This is a genomic window from Lacipirellulaceae bacterium, from assembly GCA_040218535.1.
GTDB lineage: Bacteria > Planctomycetota > Planctomycetia > Pirellulales > Lacipirellulaceae > Adhaeretor.
Genome location: JAVJRG010000012.1, coordinates 1222391 through 1243828 on the forward strand (window position 1 = coordinate 1222391; position 21438 = coordinate 1243828).

General features: G+C 54.7%; 12 protein-coding genes. 9 read left to right on the forward strand and 3 right to left on the reverse strand.

Annotation, left to right across the window (positions count from 1 at the left end; genetic code table 11):
* Position 1: 1 nt before the first annotated feature.
* Positions 2-2353 (forward strand): DUF1343 domain-containing protein, encoded by a 2352-nt coding sequence (locus RIB44_18905; GenBank protein MEQ8618649.1) that lies wholly within the window; start codon positions 2-4, stop codon positions 2351-2353.
* A 3-nt stretch (positions 2354-2356) separates the two neighbouring features.
* On the opposite strand, the gene RIB44_18910 is transcribed toward RIB44_18905, so the two are convergent.
* The gene (locus tag RIB44_18910; GenBank protein ID MEQ8618650.1) at positions 2357-4351 is read right to left on the reverse strand and encodes a family 10 glycosylhydrolase; all 1995 of its coding nucleotides are present in this window, start codon (positions 4349-4351) and stop codon (positions 2357-2359) included.
* A 240-nt stretch (positions 4352-4591) separates the two neighbouring features.
* Here RIB44_18910 and RIB44_18915 point away from each other — a divergent pair, with 240 nt between their 5' ends.
* From RIB44_18915 to RIB44_18940, 6 genes are all read left to right on the forward strand, one after another.
* On the forward strand, positions 4592-5626 hold the full coding sequence (locus RIB44_18915) for a DUF1559 domain-containing protein (protein ID MEQ8618651.1): 1035 nt from the start codon (positions 4592-4594) through the stop codon (positions 5624-5626).
* Positions 5627-5669: 43 nt separating this feature from the next.
* Positions 5670-7229, forward strand: coding sequence for a family 10 glycosylhydrolase (locus RIB44_18920; GenBank protein ID MEQ8618652.1), 1560 nt, complete (start codon positions 5670-5672; stop codon positions 7227-7229).
* 14 nt (positions 7230-7243) lie between these two features.
* Entirely contained in the window at positions 7244-8662 is a 1419-nt protein-coding gene (locus tag RIB44_18925) for a hypothetical protein (GenBank protein ID MEQ8618653.1), read from the forward strand.
* Positions 8662-9588, forward strand: coding sequence for a GNAT family N-acetyltransferase (locus RIB44_18930; protein MEQ8618654.1), 927 nt, complete (start codon positions 8662-8664; stop codon positions 9586-9588). Before RIB44_18925 ends, RIB44_18930 begins: the two co-directional genes overlap by 1 nt.
* 22 nt (positions 9589-9610) lie before the next feature.
* The gene (locus tag RIB44_18935; protein MEQ8618655.1) at positions 9611-11152 is read left to right on the forward strand and encodes a glycoside hydrolase family 3 protein; all 1542 of its coding nucleotides are present in this window, start codon (positions 9611-9613) and stop codon (positions 11150-11152) included.
* A gap of 62 nt (positions 11153-11214) precedes the next feature.
* Positions 11215-12480, forward strand: a complete 1266-nt coding sequence (locus RIB44_18940; GenBank protein ID MEQ8618656.1) for a dipeptidase — start codon at positions 11215-11217, stop codon at positions 12478-12480.
* Between the two features lie 5 nt (positions 12481-12485).
* Here the strand turns inward: RIB44_18940 and RIB44_18945 are convergent, their stop codons facing one another.
* Together RIB44_18945 and RIB44_18950 are read right to left on the reverse strand one after the other, a co-directional pair.
* Complete coding sequence (locus tag RIB44_18945) at positions 12486-16409, reverse strand: glycoside hydrolase family 2 TIM barrel-domain containing protein (GenBank protein MEQ8618657.1); 3924 nt, start codon at positions 16407-16409, stop codon at positions 12486-12488.
* Between the two features lie 199 nt (positions 16410-16608).
* A complete protein-coding gene (locus tag RIB44_18950; GenBank protein MEQ8618658.1) occupies positions 16609-17343 on the reverse strand; it encodes an AraC family transcriptional regulator in 735 nt (244 codons plus the stop codon).
* Between the two features lie 70 nt (positions 17344-17413).
* Here RIB44_18950 and RIB44_18955 point away from each other — a divergent pair, with 70 nt between their 5' ends.
* The gene (locus RIB44_18955; protein ID MEQ8618659.1) at positions 17414-18202 is read left to right on the forward strand and encodes an alpha/beta hydrolase; all 789 of its coding nucleotides are present in this window, start codon (positions 17414-17416) and stop codon (positions 18200-18202) included.
* Between the two features lie 56 nt (positions 18203-18258).
* Complete coding sequence (locus tag RIB44_18960) at positions 18259-21435, forward strand: DUF1553 domain-containing protein (GenBank protein MEQ8618660.1); 3177 nt, start codon at positions 18259-18261, stop codon at positions 21433-21435.
* Positions 21436-21438 lie beyond the last annotated feature (3 nt).

Genomic DNA, 21438 nt, shown 5'->3' on the forward strand with positions numbered 1-21438 from the left:
TATGAATTCTTACAAACTGCTATTAGCAATCTTTCTTCTTGCGTGCCTGCAGAGTGCCACTTCGGCAGAGCAGTTACTGCCTTCCTCTCGTCTCGAAAAAACCACGCCCGAGCGTCTTGGGTTCGATCCCGGGCACCTTTCGCGAATTGAGACGCAGGTTCGCAGCGAGATTCTCAAAGGGAAAATCCCCGGTGCGGTCGTCGTGGTTGGTCGCCAGAAGGGCATCGCCTATGCCAAGGCGTTCGGAAATCGTCAGGTGGAACCTTCTAAAGAGAAGATGATGCTCGACACCGTGTTCGATCTAGCGTCGCTGACAAAACCAATCGCCACAGCAACCAGCATCATGATTCTTGTCGAGCGTGGGCAAGTCAGTCTACGTGAACCGGTTTCCACGTACCTGCCTGAATTCGGCCAGAACGGCAAAAAGTTAATCACGGTCGAACAACTGCTGACTCATCAGGGAGGACTCATCCCTGATAACAAATTGGCGGACTATCAAGACGGAATTGACCAGGCCTGGACGAACATCTGGGAGCTTGAGCCGACCGACGCTTTAGGGAAGCGTTTCGTTTACACGGACGTGGGTTTTCTTGTCTTGGCCAAGATCGTCGAGAAAGTCAGCGGGCAAACGATTGCTGAGTTTGCTCTGGAGAATATCTATCAACCCCTCGGCATGACCGAGACCGGTTACGTGCCCGCGGATGAACTTCGACAGCGAGCTGCCACAACGGAGCAACGCGAGGGGCGCTGGATGAAAGGTGAGGTCCACGACCCGCGCGCTTATTTGCTTGAGGGAGTCGCCGGGCACGCGGGACTATTCTCGACAGCTCACGATTTGTCAATTTACGCTCGCGCGTTGCTGGCCGGAGGCACCCTTGATGGGCGGCGAATTCTCGGCCGGATAACGCTCAACGAAATGACCTCCCCACGCAACATCGCCGGGCAACGACGGGGGCTCGGCTGGGACATGCGGAGCAAGTACTCCAGCAATCGGGGCGAACTGCTCACTAAGCACGCTTTTGGTCATGGCGGCTTCACCGGCACGGCCATTTGGATTGATCCCGAGCTTGATCTGTTCTACATCGTTCTCTCCAATCGCGTTCATCCCGACGGTAAGGGGAGCGTTAATCCACTTGCGGGGCGGATAGGTACGATCGCAGCCGCATCGATCGTTGAAACGAAGAAACCTGCCGCGACACGCTCCAAAGCTTCCAGCGGACGAGTCGTTTTCAATGGAATTGATGTGCTCGAGCGTGAGAAGTTCAAGTCCCTAGCCGGTGCACGAGTCGGACTAATCACGAACCACACAGGACTCAACCGCGAGGGAAAACGGACGGTTGATTTGATTCACACTGCGGAGCGGACCGAGTTGGTCGCCATCTTCAGCCCGGAACATGGCCTGCAAGGAAAACTCGATCAGGCAAACATCGACCACACCACCGACGAGGCAACGGGCTTGCCGGTTTACAGTCTCTATGGCGAGTCGCGCAAACCGAGCGAGGGGCAACTCCAAGGTATCGACACGCTGGTCTTCGATATCCAAGACATAGGTGCGCGGTTCTATACGTACATCTCGACGATGGGGTTGGCGATGGAAGCAGCGGCGGAGCAAGGCATTCGCTTCGTCGTGCTGGATCGTCCGAATCCCTTGAATGGTCTCATCATCGAGGGGCCGCTGCTGGACGAAGGAAAAGAGTCTTTCATCGCCTACCACTCGATGCCGGTCCGTCATGGCATGACGATTGGCGAACTGGCGAAGATGTTCCGCAAGGAACGAAACCTGAACCTCGCTCTCCGCGTTGTTGAAATAACGGGTTGGAGTCGCGGTGACTATTGGGATCAAACCGGTCTCACTTGGGTAAACCCCTCACCGAATATGCGTAGCTTGAACCAAGCGGTGCTTTACCCGGGAGTCTGTTTGCTGGAGCCAACCAATGTATCGGTAGGCCGCGGTACCGATACCCCGTTCGAAGTCGTGGGGGCACCATGGATTAAGGAGCGTGAGTTGGCCAAACACCTCAACAGCATGGAGTTGGCGGGCGTCCGCTTTGTTCCAATCCGATTCACCCCCACAGCGAGCAAGCATAAGGGCGAAGAATGCGGAGGCGTGAATATCATCGTCACGAATCGACAAGGCTTTCGAGCCTTCCCGGTCGGCTTGCACCTAGCCGCGGCGCTCCAGCAGTTCTACCCAGACGATTGGGATACCACGCGAATGAATCACCTTTTGCGCAGCGATGATGTGTTGGCGACTATTCTCCAGTCCAAAAGCCTTGCGGAGTGCAAAGCGAAGTGCCAGCAGCAATCAAACCTGTTTAAGAAGAGGCGGCAGCCGTACTTGCTGTATCGGTAGCCGCTAACGCCGCTTGCGTGCAGAACCGGCAGTTCCCGTGATTGCCAAAATTAGAAGCACAGTGGTACTAGGCTCTGGAACTGCTGAGGAGGCCAACGCACCAGAGCCGCTGGGCGCAAAGTTCTGTTGCCAGGTCAGAAAGTCTGCACCGTCGGAGTTGCCATCGTCGTTCGCATCCGAGTCGCCGTTCGCTCCATAGTCGCCGAGCCACTGCGTAAGGTCCTGGCCATCAACGTCGCCATCCCCGTCGAAGTCCGCAGGGTCGGTCGCTACCAAGCCGGCCAAGTATCCATCCGGATTGTGCGAAATCGTATCGAGGTAGATCGTTGCATCACCTGCTCCAAAAAACTGAATCGAATCGATGGTCACCGTTGAGCCCGTGATACTTCCGTTTCCGGTTACCCAACCTTCCCATTGCCGATCGTCTTCGAGATTCCACTGGTAGAGGTGCCACTCGCCATCGGCCTGGACTGGTTGAAGAAATCCCCGGTCCGCGGTGCCCGGATCGTCGAGAGCAATTTGTACGGTAATCCCCGGATCGTCGGTCTTCAGCCAAAAGCCGATGAAACCCTCTGAGGTGAAGGCATCGTTGTTGCCGGGGCTACCGCCGCCAGCCAGATGTCGGAAGAACCATCCCCCAGGATCGCCGTCGATAAACAATTCTTGTGATCCACTGCCGCTCTGGGCTTCGGTGGTCACCATCGTCGCGGTCGAGTTCGCACCGATGCCAATATTCGATCCGGAAAATGTCGGAGACGAACTGAAGTTGCCCTCGTTCACCTCGAAATCTTCCAAGGAGTTGCCTTGCCCACTGGCATTGGGGTCGCTGAACGAATCGATAAGTGCCTTAATGGATGCCCGCTCGCTGGAGCTATAGCCGTTGAAGTAAGCCGGCTGGTCGTAGAAGTTGATTCCGTCGGCTCCCATTAAGAAGGCGCGTTCGATTTGGCTCCGCGTCAAGGCGGCCCCGCCTCCGCCGCCCGCGACATGAAGATAGGAGGCGAGTGTTGGCCTTACGTCCGTGTTCGTCGGAATGCTCATGGTATTAAGCAGGTTGTCATTGAACAAATCACCGTCATTGGACGCACTCAAGTAGATCATAGGCATCATGATGTCGAAGTAATCGTTCTCCAGCCATGTCCGGTAGTCCTGCATGTAGTCGTTCACGCCCACATCCGGATCACGCCATACCGAGGCCGAGTATTCCATCGTCCGACCGGTGCTCGTTTCCGCGGCATTCACCGTTTGGCTGATTGTTGCCACGAGGTCGGTAATCCGCCCCGCGATGTAGTTCTCATAAGCCGCCGCATTCGCTGGGTTCGAGCCGTCCAAGCCCGTTGCCGCGTTGAACAGCTGATGCGAGAGCGAATCGTGCGGCAAGCGATCAAAGTTCGAAGTGCCCGGGATATAGCGAATGTAGTCGAGATGGATGCCGTCGACGTTGTAGTTGGTCGCCACATCGTTGACCACGTTGTTGATGTGCGTGTGAACCTCCGGCAGGATTGGATTCACGCTGGAATAAGGCAACGTGCCCCAGCCGGCTTGCGGTTCAAGGTTGCCGTTCAAATCACGCAGGCGGAAGCTGGGATTCGTGTTGTTGTACATGTGGCCGCTTGGTGGATTGATTGAATTCGTGTTCCACATGTTGGTGGAATTGAACCAAGCATGGACTTTCAAGCCACGTGAGTGTGCCGCATCGAGGGCCGTCTGCAAGGGGTCGAACCCGTTGGTCATGAATGCAGCCCGCGGTTCGACGTTGCTGTTGTACAGAGCGTCGCCGCGTGCTCGTACTTGCCAGACAACATCGGTGAACCCTTCATCAGCAGCATCCTGCATGATGCTGTTGATCTCGTTGGTCATCGACGTGATGTTACCTGTGAATGGAAAGTCGAAACGGTCAACGAAGATCGTTCTCGTTTCTCCAAAGTCAGCTCGTGCCGTTGTTGTCACAGAAAGCAGAATGGTGGCGCATGCTGCGTGAAAAAGAAAAGCTCTCATCGTTTCCCTGTTCCGTATCAAATGAAGAGACGCATTACCTCCATGTTAGGCACTGGCGAAGAACTAAACAACGTTATGGTTCTGTCCGATTTCCGAAAGAATAAGCACGACTTGTGCTGTGTTCATTAGCCGCTTCGCAAAAGCGTGAGGGGTTTGCGCAAGTCGGAGGTGTCCACTTATGGGTTTGCCTTAGAATCGACTGCAAGGCAGCTTGGTCCACGCTTGCAACTCCAACGAGGAATGTTTGTTGTGTCTCAAAAGATAAAGTCTCCGCACAGGAGGAAGGCTTTCACCTTAGTCGAGTTACTCGTAGTGTTCGCTATTATCGGCGTGTTAGTTGGACTGTTGCTCAGCGCCGTTCAGGCTGCTCGCGAGTCTGCCCGCAGGATGAATTGCCAAAGCAATCTAAAGAATGTCTCGCTGGCGTGCCTGTCCTACGAGTCTTCTCAGGGAAGATTGCCGCCCGGCTCAGCGATCAATCGTGTCCGCACGCGCAACGGGCTCAGCCTGCACGTCGAGCTTCTCTCGTATGTCGAACAGAATGCTCTGGAGGAGTCAATCAAACGGCAGGTCGAAACCTTCCGCAAGAACGACCCCGCGCGACAGCCGCCGAATATCTATGACCTTGAGCAAGTCAATGAAATTGAGGTCGAGATCTATCGTTGCCCTAGCGATAGCGAAGTGATTGACAATCGCAACGGCGAGGACCTTTCGGCCTCCAGCTACGCGGGTGTCACCGGCTCGGCAGCCAGCCGTGGTGATGCGGAACATTTTGTGGGAGAGGACGACAACCTTTGCGGTGTCGTCAACTTCGACGGCGTTTTCTTCCCAGGTAGTCGCGTGAAGCTGCGGCAGATTCAAGACGGCACCACCAACACGTTGTTATTTGGGGAGCGTTGGTATCAGTTGCGTGCTTGGACGGCCGGCGCGTTCTGGCGACCTGAGGCAACGGGTAGTCTAGCGACTATGCCGGTGCCTGATTCTTGCCTCAGTGCGTTAAAGAACGTCGACATGAAGGCTCCCTTGAATGCTTCGCTCCCAACGGACGGCTACTACCGCGGTCACGAAGACGATGACCGTCCGGGCCCCGCACCGCCCGAACTGAAAATCACCGGATACAATAATTTGCCGTTTGGAAGTTTTCACCCGGGCGGTGCCAACTTCAGCACGGTCGATGGGAGCGTCCATTTCGTTAATAATGATATCGCTGGGGAGATTTTACTTGCCCTTGCTTCACGTGATGGAGCGGAGCTTACCCCGGAGCCCTGGAATTAGTTGATACAATCTATCGGCTGAGCCAAATCGTAAGGACCAATTCTTGCTTGTTTCTCGTCACAGATATGCTGTCTTTCTATTGCTTGCTTTCGGTTTGTTCTTGAGTGGCTCACCTGCAAGTTTCGCGGATGAAGCGAAGAACCTCACTCCATCGCCGCGACGTGAGTTTCGCGCCGCCTGGATCGCGACCGTTGCCAACATCGATTGGCCCTCGAAACCTGGGTTGAGTACCGAAGAGCAGAAGCGAGAGCTGATCGCGCTGCTGGATTGTGCCGTTGAGCTGAATCTCAACGCGATTGTTTTTCAAGTACGTCCGCATTGCGATGCGCTTTATGCCTCGGAGTTGGAACCTTGGTCGGAGTATCTCACCGGCACGATGGGCAAGCCGCCCGCGCCGTTCTATGACCCGCTGGAACTGGCGGTCGAGGAATGCCATCGTAGGGGATTGGAGCTGCACGCTTGGTTCAATCCCTATCGAGCGTCGCATCCCTCGGGCAAGAGCGAATTGTCAGAGGATCACATCAGCAAACTGAAGCCGGAGGCTGTACGTGAGTACGGTAAGTACCTCTGGCTCGATCCTGGTGAACCGTCAGCCGTGGATCATTCGTTGGCCGTGATTCTCGACGTGGTCCGTCGTTACGACATTGATGGCGTCCACTTTGATGACTACTTTTATCCGTATCCGATCAATGACGACGATGGGAAGCCACTCGACTTTCCTGACGAAGCGAGTTGGGAGAAGTCGCAAGCGACTAGCGCTTCACTTTCCAGAAACGACTGGCGACGGCAGAATGTTAATCAGTTCATTGCCCGCGTTGCCGAAGAAGTAAAGAAAGCGAAACCTTGGGTGAAGTTCGGCGTCAGCCCGTTTGGGATTTGGCGTCCAGGATACCCTAGCGGCGTGACCGGGTTTGACGCTTATGACAAGCTCTACGCTGATTCGCAAAAGTGGTTCCACGAGGGGACTGTCGATTACTTAACGCCTCAGCTTTATTGGAAACTCGGCAGCAAAGGCCAAAGCTACTCGGCATTGCTCCGCTGGTGGCAAGAGGAGAACAAGCAGAACCGCCATCTGTGGCCGGGGCAATATACTTCTCGCCTGCTGGGCGAAGGTGCCAAAGCGTGGCCGTCTGAAGAGATCGTTGCACAAATCTGGGCAACCCGAGCGCAAGAAGGTGCCACAGGGAACGTCCACTTCAGTATGAAAGCATTAGCTCGGAACTCGGATGGCATCGCTGATGATTTGAAGTCGGGAGCGTATCAAGAGCCTGCGTTAGTGCCAGCGACTCCTTGGCTCGACGCACGCGGCAAGGTGCCTGCAATACCTAAGGTTGAGGCCAAGCTTCTGCAAGATTTGGCGGTGGTGGAGTTTGCCACTGAGGATGGCAAGCAGCCCTGGCTGTGGACGGTGAGTGCGAAGTATGGTCCCCACTGGAAGATACGTGTGGTCCCTGGGCATAATAATCGTCTAGAAATGCCGGAAACGTCTCGCTTCGAGGGTGAGTTGCACGCGTTGGAAAGCGTCGGCGTTTCCGCGGTCGACCGCCTTGGCCGACAAAGCGAGTACTCTTCGACCGTTTATTCTTCCGGCCAGTCCCACTAACGAAACGCATTCTCTTGTCCGAAGTTTCCGTTCCGCCTGCTGAAGAAGCTACGAAGAGCGAGCGGAATCCGTGGCTGTGGATTCCCAGTCTGTACTTTGCTGAAGGGATTCCCAATGTCATCGTCGTGACCGTCTCGGTCGTCATGTTCAAGAATATGGGCGTTTCCAACACGCTCATTGGGCTGTACACAAGTTGGCTCTACTTGCCGTGGGTGATCAAGCCTATTTGGAGTCCGCTGGTCGATCTGATGAAAACGAAGCGTTGGTGGATTGTCGCCATGCAGCTTCTGATCGGTGCCGGCTTAGGTGGCGTTGCCTTGAGTTTGCCGGGTGATAATTTTGTCCGCTACTCAATGCTGTTTCTGTGGCTGTTGGCTTTCAGTTCCGCAACTCATGATATCGCGGCGGACGGATTCTACATGTTGGGCTTGTCGGAGCATCAACAGACGTGGTTCGTAGGAATCCGCAGCACGTTTTATCGACTCGCGATGATCACGGGCCAAGGGCTGCTGGTTATCTTGGCCGGCCGGTTGGAAAAGTTGTTTACTGAGCCGTCAACGGAATTGTTGACATTTCATATTTCAGCTCTTGGAGGCGGGCAAAGCCTCTCGTCTCTTTATTTTTGGTTCGCACAGCATCACGAGGGCGTTGCGGCCGCTTGGTCAATCACGCTTGGCGTGGCTGCGGCGTTATTCATTCTGATTGCGTTCTGGCATTGGCTGACCCTACCCAAGCCCAAGGGAGACGAGCTGCGAAGTTCCACCACGCTCAGCCAACTTTACGCGGGAACGCTGGATACCTTCGGTTCTTTTTTTCGTAAGAAAGAGATTGTTTCTATTCTTGCCTTTCTCTTGCTTTATCGCTTGGCAGAAGCCCAGTTGGCGAAGATGGCTTCTCCGTTTCTTTTGGACAAACGCTCATTGGGCGGGTTAGGGCTGGAGACCGATAAAGTGGGAATCGTCTACGGAACGGTCGGCGTCACGTTGCTCACACTTGGGGGTATCCTCGGCGGAGTGGTTGCTGCGAATCAGGGGCTTAAGCATTGGTTGTGGACGATGGCTCTCGCCATCAACTTACCGAATGTCGTTTACGTCGTCCTAGCCTACACCCAACCAGAGAACCTGCTACTCGTTAACTTAGCTGTTGCGATTGAGCAATTCGGCTATGGTTTCGGGTTCACGGCTTACATGCTGTTTACGCTCTACATTGCCAAGGGCGAACACGAGACCGCGCATTACGCGATCGGCACCGGATTCATGGCCCTCGGGATGATGCTCCCCGGCATGGTCAGCGGTTGGTTGCAAACGAAGCTGGGTTACCAGCATTTCTTTCTATGGGTGATGCTTTGCACAATCCCCAGCTTTGCTGTTTGCAAGCTTGTGAAGATCGATCCCAATTTTGGTCGTCGTGAAGCTGCGCCGGGAGGCGAGTGATGCAAATTGCTCGACTGCGAAAGGAGAATGCTTCCGCTCTCTTGGAATTATGGAATGGCGTCGCAACTCACGACAGCGTGACCGCGCAGATTTTCGCTGAAAAGATTTGGGGGGATGCCGACTTTGACGAAGAGTTAGCACTTGTTGCCTTTGAAGCCGACGAACCCGAAGCCGATGAACCCGTTGCATTCGCTCATGCTGTGGTGAGGCAACTTGCCACCGGCAGTCGCGGCTACTTTAAATTCGTTGCCGTTGCACCCCAGTATCAACGCCAAGGAATCGGTCGTCAGCTCGTTGAACAGCTGCACCAGAAGCTAATGGAACAAGGCGTAAAAGAAGTACGGATTGCCGAGTCAGCCCCAAATTACTTGACGCCCGGTGTTGACGTAAGGTACGAAACCGCGATCGGGTTTTTTGAAGCCCTGGGTTACGAACGAATCGGCGAAGCGAAGAACCTGTTGCTCAATCTGAGGGAGCGAGATTTCTCGACCACGGACCGCGTAAACGAGTTGGCGAGTACCGGCATCGAGATTTGTCGTGCCACGTGCAAAGTAATGCCGCAAGTCAATGAGTTTCTCGATGCGTTCTGGCCTAGTTGGAAAGCAGAGGTCGCCCTGGCCATGACTTGCAATCCGCCTGCGATGCATCTTGCTCTTTCGAAGGAGTCGGTTGTTGGCTTCTCGGCCTACGACGGCAACAATCAAGGGACCGGCTGGTTTGGCCCGATGGGCACTCACCCTGATTTCCGCGGACAGGGGATCGGGCAGGTTCTTTTGGCACGTTGCCTGCGTGATTTGCAATCACAAGGTCTCTCTCAGGCGATTATTCCCTGGGTAAGCGAGACGAGCCTCTACGAAAGTCAACTTGGTGCGGTACTTGATCGCACTTTCGTTCGCTGGGAGCGAAAACTGGCGTGGATTTGCTAGCCGTGCGCGAGGGAAAGATACGATGTTAGACAATCAGCCAACGACGATTCGCGAGAAGCTCGCTCAGTTGATGTTCGTGCGCATCGGTTCCAATCTACCGCCAGTCGTTACTGCCGACGAGGATGTTGCGAGAGTCGAAGAGCTTCTCAGTGAGCTTCCGCTTGGAGGGTTGATCCTCTTCAACGGTCGGCGGAAAGAAACTTCAGCCACGCTGGCTCAGCTCCAATCGAAGAGCGAGTTTCCCTTGTTGGTGGGAGCTGATATTGAGCGTGGCGTCGGACAGCAAGTCTTGGGGCATGCCGTTTTCCCTCACGCAATGGCCTTCGATGCGTCCGGTCCTGAGGCCGTTCCCTTGGCGCGTGAGTTTGCTCAGGTAACCGCTCAGATGGCACGTGCCAATGGGATCCATATCGCCTTTGCGCCTGTTGCCGATGTGAACTCCGAGCCCAAGAACCCAATCATTGCCACGCGAGCGTTCGGAAATACCCCTGATCGCGCCGCAGAACTTGTAGCCGCCTCTATCGAAAGTGCTCAAGCAGCCGGATTGTTAACAACCGCGAAGCACTTTCCTGGCCATGGTGACACCAAGGACGATTCCCATAGTGACTTGCCGTTGGTTGAAAAGTCCCGAGAAGAGTTGGAAGCCTGCGAGCTTGTTCCCTTTCGAGCAGCGATTGAGCAGCAAGTCGCTCTGATCATGACCGCCCACGTGCAATACTCGCAGCTTGACTCGTCAGGCAATCCGGCGACGCTCTCGTCGAATATCCTAACGGAGATTCTTCGCAACGAACTAAACTACAAGGGCGTTATCGTCAGCGATAGTCTTCTGATGGAAGGTGTGAAACAGCAGACCGACAACGAAGGCGATCTAGCGATTGCCGCAATCAACGCCGGCGTTGATCTACTGCTCGACGTTGCCGATCCTGTCGCGACGCTTGCTTCTCTGGAGAAGGCGGTTTCGGCAGGCCAGCTCCAAGCCGACCGTGTTGAGGAGGCTTTCGACCGTGTCTGGAATCTCAAGCGGATGGTCTTCGAAGGGAACACTCCTCGAAGTAGCAATCCCGAAGAGGGTGAAGAGGCCGCAATTCAACTGGCGGAAAGAGCCGCCCGTGGTGCCGTCACGGTGGTCAACAACACTGAAGGCATGTTACCCCTTTCCAAAGAGAAGAGCCTACTTGCAGTGTTGCTGAAGCCGTTCACGACGAGTCTTGATGATCAGGAGCAGCCGCTCGCCTCAGCACTCCGTAGCCGGTTCGACGCGGTCAATTACTTTGAGCTTGGCCCGGAGAGCGACGAAGCCCTCACGGCGAAGATCCTCAAGCAGGCAGAATCAGCCGAACAGGTTTTGGTCGCCATGATCGTCAAACCGGCGGCCTGGCATCGTTTTGGGTTGAGTGAGGAACACGCCACGCTCACCAAAGCGCTGCTGATGAATCCTAACTGCGTCCTCGTTTCTCTTGGCACCCGCGAAGCGTTCGACCCATTTCCCGAAGCGAAAGTACAGATATGCACGTTCAGCGACGTTCCCGTCTCGCAACGCGCCTTAGTGGAAGCACTCGTTTAGAATGCCACAGAAGCTGAACTTCCTGAAGTAATTTTCTCCAGCGAAACTGAGTCGTGATATCTATGACCGCACGCCGAATCTTATTGGCACTTACCGTTGCTTGGCTGCTTGTTCTAGCCGCTACTTCGCCATTGCTGGCTCAAGAAACAGACAGCAGCAAACGATTGAGAGCCCCAGTCGTACTCACCGACGAAGCGAAGCGGATTCATGAGTCTGCGATTCTCATCGACGGGCATAACGATCTTCCCTGGGAGCTGAGGAAGCAGGGTTCGGTCACGTTTGATCGCCTCGATTTGGCGAAGTTGCAAAAAGGCAAAGTTCACACGGACATCCCCCGTCTTCGAGAGGGCGGTATGGGGGCTCAGTTCTGGTCCGTCTACGTGCCGGCCAGCACCGCGGGCGAAGGAAAGGCCCTGTTGATGACGCTCGAGCAAATAAACATGGTCGAGGCCATGGTGGAGCGCTACCCGGAGACTTTTGAGTTTGCCTACACGGTAGAAGACATTCGCCGGATTCATCGTGAGGGGAAGATCGCTTCCTTGATTGGCGTTGAGGGAGGGCATTCGATTGAGAGTTCACTGAATGTGTTGAGGCAGCTCTACGACTTGGGTGCCCGCTATATGACACTCACGCATTCTGACAATGTTCCCTGGGCCGACTCCGCAACCGATGATCCAGAGCACAATGGCCTCACGGAATTTGGCGAACAGGTTGTTGCGGAGATGAATCGCCTGGGAATGCTTGTCGACCTTTCGCACGTTTCGCCAGCGACTATGAAGCACGCGCTTCGCGTCACCAAAGCGCCGGTTATTTTCTCACACTCCTCCGCACGAGCCGTTGCTGACCATCCGCGGAATGTTCCCGACGACGTGCTGAAACTCGTCACGGAGAATGATGGCGTGGTCATGGTGAACTATTTTTCGTCCTTCGTTGTTCCCCAGTCTGCCCAGCGGGACTTTGCTCGGACCGCCTATCGCGAAGAGCTCAAGAAGGAGATGAGCGACGCCAAAGAAATCGACGCTAAAATGCGAGCCTGGGAATCCGCCCGGCCAATCACTCCGGGGACGATTCACGATCTGGTGGATCATATCGTCCACATGATTAACGTCGCAGGGATTGATCATGTGGGGCTCGGCTCCGACTACGACGGCGTTCCCGTCGTGCCAGTTCAGCTTGAAGATGTCAGCACGTTTCCACTGATCACCCAAGCCTTGTTGGATCGAGGATATAACGAGGAGCAGATTCACAAAGTACTCGGCGAGAACTTGCTGAGAGTGATGAAGCGGGCCGAGGAAGTAGCTGCAGAGCTTCAACAAGCCGGCGAGTGAGCCAGTTATTCCTTGATCGAGGAATCGTCTTTCATCGTGACACGTACGTTGCGAAATGCGACCGCCCCGTGATCCATCTGCAGCATCAACGGCGCTTTTGCGACTTCCGGCAGAGGGGTTGATGCGTTCCCCGTAGGCGAATCGACCTCGACGTCTTGATGGATGACTTGGCCGTTGAGAATAACTTTGCGGAAGCGTGCGTTCTCTAGTTTCTTTCCCTGCTGATCGAATCGGGGCGCTTGGAACGCGATCTTCAGCGTTTGCCATTCTCCAGCCGGCTTGGCAGCATTGCCCTTGGGAGGGACGCCTTTGTCGATGTACTTCAGACCTTTTCCATCGGTCCGAAAAACCCAATGCGGGTAAATGCCCCCGCACTCGCGAGCGGTCGGCTGTATTTTGTCGTGGCTGTCATAGAGCTGGATTTCATAGCGGCGTTGTAACTTGACTCCCGAGTTGGAACCCTTACCAATGAGAAACTCTAGTTCAACCTCGCAATCGCCAAATTCTTGCTTGCTAACCAAATTGCTGGCTCTGGAGTTCCATTTTTTCGAGAGAGCCGCGATAACGCCGCTTCCCGGTACGGCGATTAAGTCGTTGGAGTCCGGTTTGAGCGTGACGTCTCCGCACAGCGTTGTGTTATTCCCGACTTTCGCAATACCTACAGGGCCCTCATTACTTATCAGATCAATGGCCGCAGTTTTTGGACCCTGGTTGGTAGCACTCAAAGTAAACGCAAGGCGATGTGTCCCCGCTGGCACCGTCTGATGGGCCAAGGGTGCCGCTCGCATGCCACCTAAGCCGGTTTGAGCCAGATCGAGATTCAGCGTATAGAACCCTTGCGGCGTAAGTTCATGGGGATGCTTGGCCTGGTCAACATTTTCAATGGAGTACGGCCAGACCGAGAAACCAAAGAGCGGCATTCCTGTAATCTTCAGCCCGGTGCCGTGCTTTTCGTCAACGAGTTGCAACCAGCGGACATCAGTTCGATTGCCGTTCTCTTGGGGCATCGCATAGTTGTGGAACATATCGTCGGTTCGTTCTGAGAACTCATCGACTTCAACGCTTCGTCTACGATCACTGTACGACTCCCAAGGGCCATTGCCGTAGTAGGAGGTTCTTGAGAGTTGTGACGGCACGCCCATGCTCACGCCAAAGCGAATCAGTTCAGGCAGAGATTCGTCTGCGTTTAGCTCCAACGCAACACTGACGGTGGCATCGGCGTGGAATGTGTATTTCGTCTCCAGTTGAACTTTGTCTTCATGGTTCTGTTTGACGACGATTTCGATAGAACCCAACTCTGTGGATCGCGATGTGACGGATTCAGTCTTCAGTAGTTTGTGCATTTGCAGCCAAAGTTTCTGCTCGGCTTCGCGCCTGCGGAATCGTCGGTCGTTGTCCGTAAGTGGCCGCCGAAAATTGACCCGTAGCGGGGCCTCCAGGTACTCAACCCCATTGTTCTTGTAGGAACTAAGCTCACCAGAGGACTTGGAAACCTTGGCGGAGAAGTCTTTTCCGTTAACGACAATCTCGGCATCCGTCTCTTCAACTCTGACTTCTCCTTGCAATTTGGGGACGTATTTTTGCGGTTCCTTGCGAGATTTGAGAAGCAACTGCTCCTTGGCAATCTCGTAACCCGCCTTGCACCACAGGCGGTCGGTCGTTTCGTGCAGGCTTAGGCGAAGCCAGTACTCAGCGGCTTCGTCGAACTTCACTGACTTGTAGGGAACACGAATCGTCGCCGTCTCACCCGCGCCAAGGTCTTGCTTCGGGAGCACTCCCACCTGCAACTCCTCTCCATTTCGAGAGAGCGACCAACGAATTTCGTATTCACTCAAGTTGGTAAAGCTGTGTCGGTTCGTGATTCGGACGAGCCCCTGTTCAAGATCCTCAGCTTCTATTTGCACCGGTTGGAACACGTATTTGCACTCGAACGCATGTGGATTGGGTGTCCGATCGGAGGCAAACACGCCGTTGAAGCAAAAATTGCCACTATTGGGCACGTCGCCAAAATCTCCCCCGTAGGCGTAGTACTGTTCACCTTGCTCGGTCGTCTGCTCGATACCTTGATCGATCATGTCCCAAATAAATCCGCCGATCAGGTTCGGCCGTTTTCGGATCTCGTCCCAGAAGTTACCGAGCGTGCCGACAGAGTTTCCCATGGCGTGCATGTATTCGCACATCACGATCGGGCGATCGATGCGAGTATTCTCTGAGAGGTTGACGATCTGATCAATCAGCGGATACATCCGACTGATCACGTCCACGAAAGCCGGATCGTCTGGGTTAGCCATTGTAGGCCATCGTTGCGTCAGGTAGCCCGCGCCTTCATGATAGTCTGGCTCAGTCGGATCACCCTGTGCGCCTTCATAGTGGATGAAACGTGAGGGATCGAAATCGCGAATCCAACCCGCCGCAGCGGCAAATGCCGGTCCAGTTCCCGATTCATTGCCCATCGACCAGGAGATGATGCACGGATGGTTCTTGTCCCGCTCGACCATACGGTAGATCCGGCTCAAGATCGGTAGTGACCAGGTCGCTTGCTGCGGAATGTAGCTTCCTAAGTGATGACATTCGATGTTGGCCTCTCCCATGACGTACAAACCGTACTGATTGCAAAGCTCGTAGAAGTGCGGATCGTTCGGATAATGGGAAGTTCGAACCGCGTTGAAGTTAAACTGTTTAAGCAACTCCACGTCCTTCCGCATGTCCTCACGAGTCAGGTACTTGCCCCGTACCGGGTGGTGGTCGTGGCGATTCACGCCCATGAGCTTCACCACCTTGCCATTGATCAACAGTTCATTCTGCTCGCTAAAGCGAACGTCTCGGAATCCGATCTGTTGGCTCCTCGCCTCGGCAACATTTCCGTCTGGAGCCGTGACCGTGAAAACCAAGCGATAAAGATGAGGCGTCTCTGCTGACCACTTCGCAGGATTTTTGATCTCTGCTTCCATGAGCGCGAACTTTTCGACATCACGCGGTGCCCACCGTTCGCGATAGATCTTTTCGATCGGCATTTCGAGAGGGTTGCTAAGAATCGCCTCTCCGCTAGCGTCGTAGAGCTGCGCTTGCAACTTCCAACCCGCGAGCTGATCAGTGTTTCCTTGGACCCACACGCGCGGGCGGATTTCCAGCGTGGCATTTTTATGCTTCTCGTCAAACTTGGTGCGGACATACCAGTCGTTAAGCGAGATTTTTGGTTGGGCAAGCAGCATGACTTCGCGGTGAATGCCGCTGAGTCGCCACATATCTTGGTCTTCGAGATAGCTGCCATCACTCCAACGAAAAACTTGCACAGCCAACCGGTTCTTACCCGGCCTTACGAATTCGGTAATGTCGAACTCGGCAGCGAGACGACTCCCTTGGCTGTAGCCGACTTCTTGTCCATTGATCCAAACATAGAATGCTGAGGAGACGCCACCGAAGTGTAGTATGAGCGACTGATTCTCCCAGCCTTCGGGAACTTCGAAATCGCGATAGTAACTGCCGACAGGATTGTCGCGATGAATCTTCGGCGGTTGTGGCGGCTGGGGGCCCTTCCAATCGAACTTTAAGTCCGGGTTGAGAATGTCAGGCGTGAAAGGATAGGTGATGTTCGTGTAAATGGGCTGGCCGTGTCCGTGCAATTCCCAATTCGAGGGAACCGGGATGTCCACCCAATCGTTTCCTGCAAAGTCTTCCTCCATGAAGTCCAAAGATCGTTCGTCCGTCTTCCCGACATACTTGAATTTCCAGGTGCCGTTCAAGCTGAGCATACGCGACTTCTCACGGTTTCCTTCCAAAGCATCGCTCGCGGTTTCGAAGGAATAGGAGGGAACCCGCGCGGGTAGCTTGTTCTTCTCGAAGACGACTTCGTTCTCCCAGTCGTTTCCAGCAGAAGCGAATTGCGTGAGGGAGAGAAATGCGAAGACGAGACAGGCGACTTTGTTCATCAGAGAGCTTTCTAACGACGTAAGGCAAATCCAAAGGAATAGGCTATTTCAATACAACGGGTCATGTCCTGAACGTTGCGAGACTTCGCAAGACGAGCTTGCGAACCGAGGCGATGATCGGTTAAATGCGAGTCCGAAAAGAACTATGAATCCTGCGTAGGCCTGAGTCAAGGCACCGACGAGCGGCCAGTTTGCACAGTTATCGTGTCCGATACTGCGAAGGAGAGACGTGCATTATCTTTCGAAAACTTCTGCTGAGGTGAGCGTGGTCGTAAAATCCGCAGGATTGGGCGATCTCCGAGACGCTCAGGTCCGTCTCTCGTAGGAGTTTGGCCGCATGTTCAACTCGCACTCGAACCAAGTACTGCCTTGGCGAGGTTTCGAAAGCGTGGCGAAAACGGCGTTCAAAATGGCTTACCGAGAGCCCGGCCATTTCAGCCAGTTGTTCGCTAGAGAGATGATCAGCAAAGTGGGTGTGAAGGTGTTCCATCACCGTGGCAAACTTATCCACGCCGCCGACATTCGCTTGAATGCGTTCCACTTGGCGAGAGAATCCGGCGACTCCGATCACCCGACCGCGAGTGTCTCTTAGCGGGATTTTGCTTGTCATTACCAGACGGGGCGAACCAAGGTCTTCCGGGGCGCTTTCGATGCGATTCACGAGTGGCTCGCCAGATTCCATTACCGCTCTGTCATCAGCGCGATACTCGTCTGCCCGTGATTTTGGAAAGAAGTCGTGATCCGTCTTGCCGATTGCTTCCGCCTCGGAGGCCACACCGCAATATTCACACCCGCGACGATTGAGAGCCATGAACCTTCCTACGCGGTCTTTTGCGAAAAACGAGAGGTTAGGCTGATAATTAAAGAGGGCCAGGATCTGATCTGCAGGGCCCAGCTTCTTGAAGAAATCCCTCTGTGGTTTGGTATTTTTCATGCAGCAATTTTACACAGAAATGAGCCCTCGGTGCAAGACAAGCGATGCTTCCCATGTAAGAATCAAACTCATGAATACCAAAGTCAATCATATCGCTTTCCCCACAAGCATCCTGTTACCGGCACTTGCGATCGTGCTCTCTCATCCTAATTCATTAGTTGCGAAAGACACGCGTCCGATCGTCATTATTCATGGCGCTTGGGGCGGCGCCCATCATTGGAAGGCGGTCGACGACGCACTCACGCACAAGCATGGCCGGACCGTACGCCGTGCGTCGCTGACAGGTTTAGGAGAACGGTCGCATCTGGCAACGCCCAAAGTGAATCTCGATACCCATATACGTGACGTGGTGAACCTGATTGAGTTTGATGATCTGAATTCAGTCATCCTCATAGCGCATAGCTATGGAGGTGCGGTTGGGCAGGGAGTTGTCGAAGCGATTCCCAAGCGAATCGCCACGGTGATTTACATCGATTCCAGTTTGCTTGAAGACGGAGAGTGTTGCGTAGAGGACGACCCAAAAGATCGCGAATTGTATACCCGTCGAGCCAAAGAAGATGGTGATGGCTGGCTAGTTCCCGTCGATTGGCCCAACCCGATGCGGGACACGCCGCATCCCTTGGCGACCTTTTTACAGCCGATCAAGTTGACAAGTGACATTCATAAACAGGTGCCAGCCACTTATTGGTTGCTCGCCGATGGCAAGCCACCGGAGCAAGACAAACGGTACCGTTTTTACCAGCGTGCTGTCGAGCGTAAACTAAATGTCAAGGTCTTCTCGTGGGGCCACAACCCACAACGAGAACGCCCTGACGATCTCACGAAGGAATTGGTCGCCAGCATTAGCAAAAGTAACTGAAGTTAAGCGAACTAGTACGCGTTCTCAGTAAACCCTCAAAGAAGCCAGTATTTCAAATGTTGCGAAAGTCTCTATTCCCACTGATCCTACTAGCCAGCTGCCTTTCAGTGGTTGGCAAGGCCACAGCAGCTGACGAACTCAAGTTCAATCGCGATATCCGTCCCATCCTGTCAGACAAGTGCTATTACTGCCACGGTCCAGATGAGAGTACTCGCGAAGCGGATATGCGCCTCGATTCTCGCGAAGAGGCTGAGTATGTCCTGGAGGGCGAACTCCTTGAGCGCATCAACAGCGACGACCCCGATATGCTGATGCCGCCCCCGCATTCGAAGCTGGAGCTTTCAGAGGAAGAGAAGCAGACGCTCAAAACGTGGATCGAACAAGGTGCACCTTATCAGGGTCATTGGGCGTTCGAACTGCTGCCAGATACGGTTGAAGTACCTGATGTCAGTGAACCCGCGTGGTGCCGACAGCCGATCGATCGTTTCGTCATGGCCAAGCAAGAGGAAAACGGACTGTCACCCAGCCCACCTGCAGAACCGCTGCGTTGGCTTCGGCGAGTTACCCTCGACCTAACCGGTTTGCCGCCAACAATCCAGCAGATCACTCAGTTCCAGAAAGCACTGAAACAGGGTGAGGCGGCGTACGAAGAAACGGTTGACTCTCTGCTGGCTTCTACCGCTTACGGTGAACACATGTCCGTGGCATGGTTGGATGCAGCTCGCTACGCGGATTCTTACGGCTATCAATCGGACCGACTCAACACCCAGTGGCCTTACCGCGATTGGGTCGTGCGAGCTTTCAATGAGAATCTGCCCTACGATGATTTCCTCACCTGGCAGCTCGCCGGCGATCTGCTGGAAGATCCGACGCGGGATCAACGTCTCGCTACTGCGTTCAATCGGATCCATCGTTTGAACAACGAGGGAGGCGCCGTCTTCGAGGAGTGGCGCATTGAGAATGTTGCCGATCGGGTCCAGACCTTCGGGACCGCGGTACTCGGGCTCACGATGGAATGTTGCCGTTGCCACGATCATAAGTACGACCCGATCCCGATGCGTGACTACTACTCGCTCTCAGCATTTTTCAATTCGATCGATGAAAATGGCGTCTACGACAACTCGGAGAAGGTGCCCAATCCTTCCCTCTTACTTCCGACGGCCGAGCAAACGACCGCACTCGAGCAAGCACGGCAGAAAGTTCGTGAAGCCGAGCTGGCCCATCAGATGGCCACAATGGCTGCGAAGGTTCAATTTGCGAAAGAGGGTCCACCTGAAAGTTCCTCGGCGGAAATCCCCGGCCTGGTCCGTTCACTAAGCTTCGATGCTCCCTTCGAGAAGAGTCTCAAAGAGATTTACTACCCCGGCTCAGGTGATCGTGGACAGTCAAAACCTTTGCCGACGGTTGAAGTTGTGGATGCCGAACAACCACGTCTCGACCCGTCACAATCAACCGAGGGCGTGAAGCTAGAAGTCAAGAAAGATCATTCACTCAAACGTTTGGCCGTCAGCTTCGATGGCGAACATGGCATCTTCATGCCAGGCGTCGAGCCCTTTGATCGCTGGACGCCATTCAGCTTGGTGGTCACGCTGCGAGAAACCAAACGCGTCCCGCTCCCAGCAACCATCGCTCATATCAGCCACGGCCAGCTAGCCTTCAACGGCTGGGACCTCCTGCTCAACGACGGGTATTTGGAAACACGCATGTATCGCGAGTGGCCGGGCAATGCGATCGGCGTGCGAAGCAAAGAGAAGATACCGCTGGATCAGTGGCATCAGGTCGCCGTCACTTACGATGGCTCCTCGAAGGCCAAAGGCTTCAAGCTATTCCTAAACGGCAAAGAGCTAGAAACGACCGTCCTGCGCGACCGGATCAAGAAACGTGCGATGGTTAAGGTTATGCACGGCGGGACGTTGACCATCGGGCAGCGGTGGCGTGATCGCGGTTTCGATGGCGGACTGGTCGACGACGTGCGCGTCTACGGGCGCGACTTGGCACCGACGGAGGTCAACCATTTGGCAACCGGCGAGCCGGTCGAGCAAACGGCGGATTACTTCGCCAACGTGATCGATGAAGGTGCGAAAGAGGCACTGACGAAACTGACCGAGGCTCGCAAGGCCTTGGTGATGGCCGAGGAAGTCATCCAAGAGATCCCCATCATGGAGGAGATGGCCGAGCCGCGCGAAACGCACGTTTTGGCTCGTGGTGTTTACGACGCTCCAACGAGCGATGAGACGCGTGTCACTCGAAGCACGCTTTCGGAATTACCTCTGGAGTTTCCCGAAGGTGCCCCGAACGACCGGCTGGGGCTCGCTCGCTGGGTGACCGATCGTAAGCATCCGCTGACAGCGCGTGTCGCGGTGAATCGCTTTTGGGGGAACTTCTTCACATCACCACTGGTGCGAACTCCTGAAAACTTCGGCTCCCAAGGCGAGCTTCCCACGCATCCTGAGTTGCTCGATTGGCTTTCGAGAGACTTCATCGACAATGGTTGGGACGTGAAGCGGCTTTGCAAAATGATCGTTCTCTCCGCGACCTACCGGCAAGATTCTCGGGCGAGCGACGAGCAGCTCGAGGCCGACCCAACCAACCGTTGGCTCGCCCGCGGGCCGGCCCATCGTTTGTCGGCGGAGCAAATTCGCGACTTGGCCTTGGCGGCTTCCGGCTTGATGAATTCCAAAGTCGGTGGGCCTCCCGTTTCACCCTACCAGCCGGGCGGTGACCTGTGGCGTGAGGCGAATAGTATGTCGCCCGCCTATAAACAATCGGCCGGCAAAGCGCTTTATCGCCGCTCGCTTTACTCGGTTTGGAAACGCACGGCACCGCTGCCCAACATGTTGGCCTTCGATTCCACCACGCGTGAAGTTTGCACCGTGAAGCGTTCTCGCACGAACACGCCGCTGCAAGCTTTGGTCTTGCTCAACGACGTGCAGTTCATCGAAGCCGCCCGCGTGATGGCCGAAGAACTCATCGCTAGTGAGACCAACCAACCATTGGAAGTTGCTTTCACGAAGTTCTCCGGTCGTAAGCCGGACGAGACGGAACTGACCGCTCTCCGCGAACTGTTGCAGGGCGAGCGAGACTTCTATCAGGAAAATCCCGAGTTGGCGGGTAAGCTGCTCTCGCTTGGCGAGATGAAGCCGCGGACGGAACTTGAGAGTGTCGAACTGGCCGCCTTGACGAATGTTTGCCAAGCCATCTTGAACCTCGATGTCACGATTTGGAGGCGTTAGAAC

What these genes read in the sequence shown, in the direction of transcription:
- RIB44_18905 (MEQ8618649.1), top strand. Translation starts at nt 2, where the DNA reads ATGAATTCTTACAAACTGCTATTAGCAATCTTTCTTCTTGCGTGCCTG.
- RIB44_18910 (MEQ8618650.1), bottom strand. Translation starts at nt 4,351, where the DNA reads ATGAGAGCTTTTCTTTTTCACGCAGCATGCGCCACCATTCTGCTTTCT.
- RIB44_18915 (MEQ8618651.1), top strand. Translation starts at nt 4,592, where the DNA reads ATGTTTGTTGTGTCTCAAAAGATAAAGTCTCCGCACAGGAGGAAGGCT.
- RIB44_18930 (MEQ8618654.1), top strand. Translation starts at nt 8,662, where the DNA reads ATGCAAATTGCTCGACTGCGAAAGGAGAATGCTTCCGCTCTCTTGGAA.
- RIB44_18935 (MEQ8618655.1), top strand. Translation starts at nt 9,611, where the DNA reads ATGTTAGACAATCAGCCAACGACGATTCGCGAGAAGCTCGCTCAGTTG.
- RIB44_18940 (MEQ8618656.1), top strand. Translation starts at nt 11,215, where the DNA reads ATGACCGCACGCCGAATCTTATTGGCACTTACCGTTGCTTGGCTGCTT.
- RIB44_18945 (MEQ8618657.1), bottom strand. Translation starts at nt 16,409, where the DNA reads ATGAACAAAGTCGCCTGTCTCGTCTTCGCATTTCTCTCCCTCACGCAA.
- RIB44_18950 (MEQ8618658.1), bottom strand. Translation starts at nt 17,343, where the DNA reads ATGAAAAATACCAAACCACAGAGGGATTTCTTCAAGAAGCTGGGCCCT.
- RIB44_18955 (MEQ8618659.1), top strand. Translation starts at nt 17,414, where the DNA reads ATGAATACCAAAGTCAATCATATCGCTTTCCCCACAAGCATCCTGTTA.
- RIB44_18960 (MEQ8618660.1), top strand. Translation starts at nt 18,259, where the DNA reads ATGTTGCGAAAGTCTCTATTCCCACTGATCCTACTAGCCAGCTGCCTT.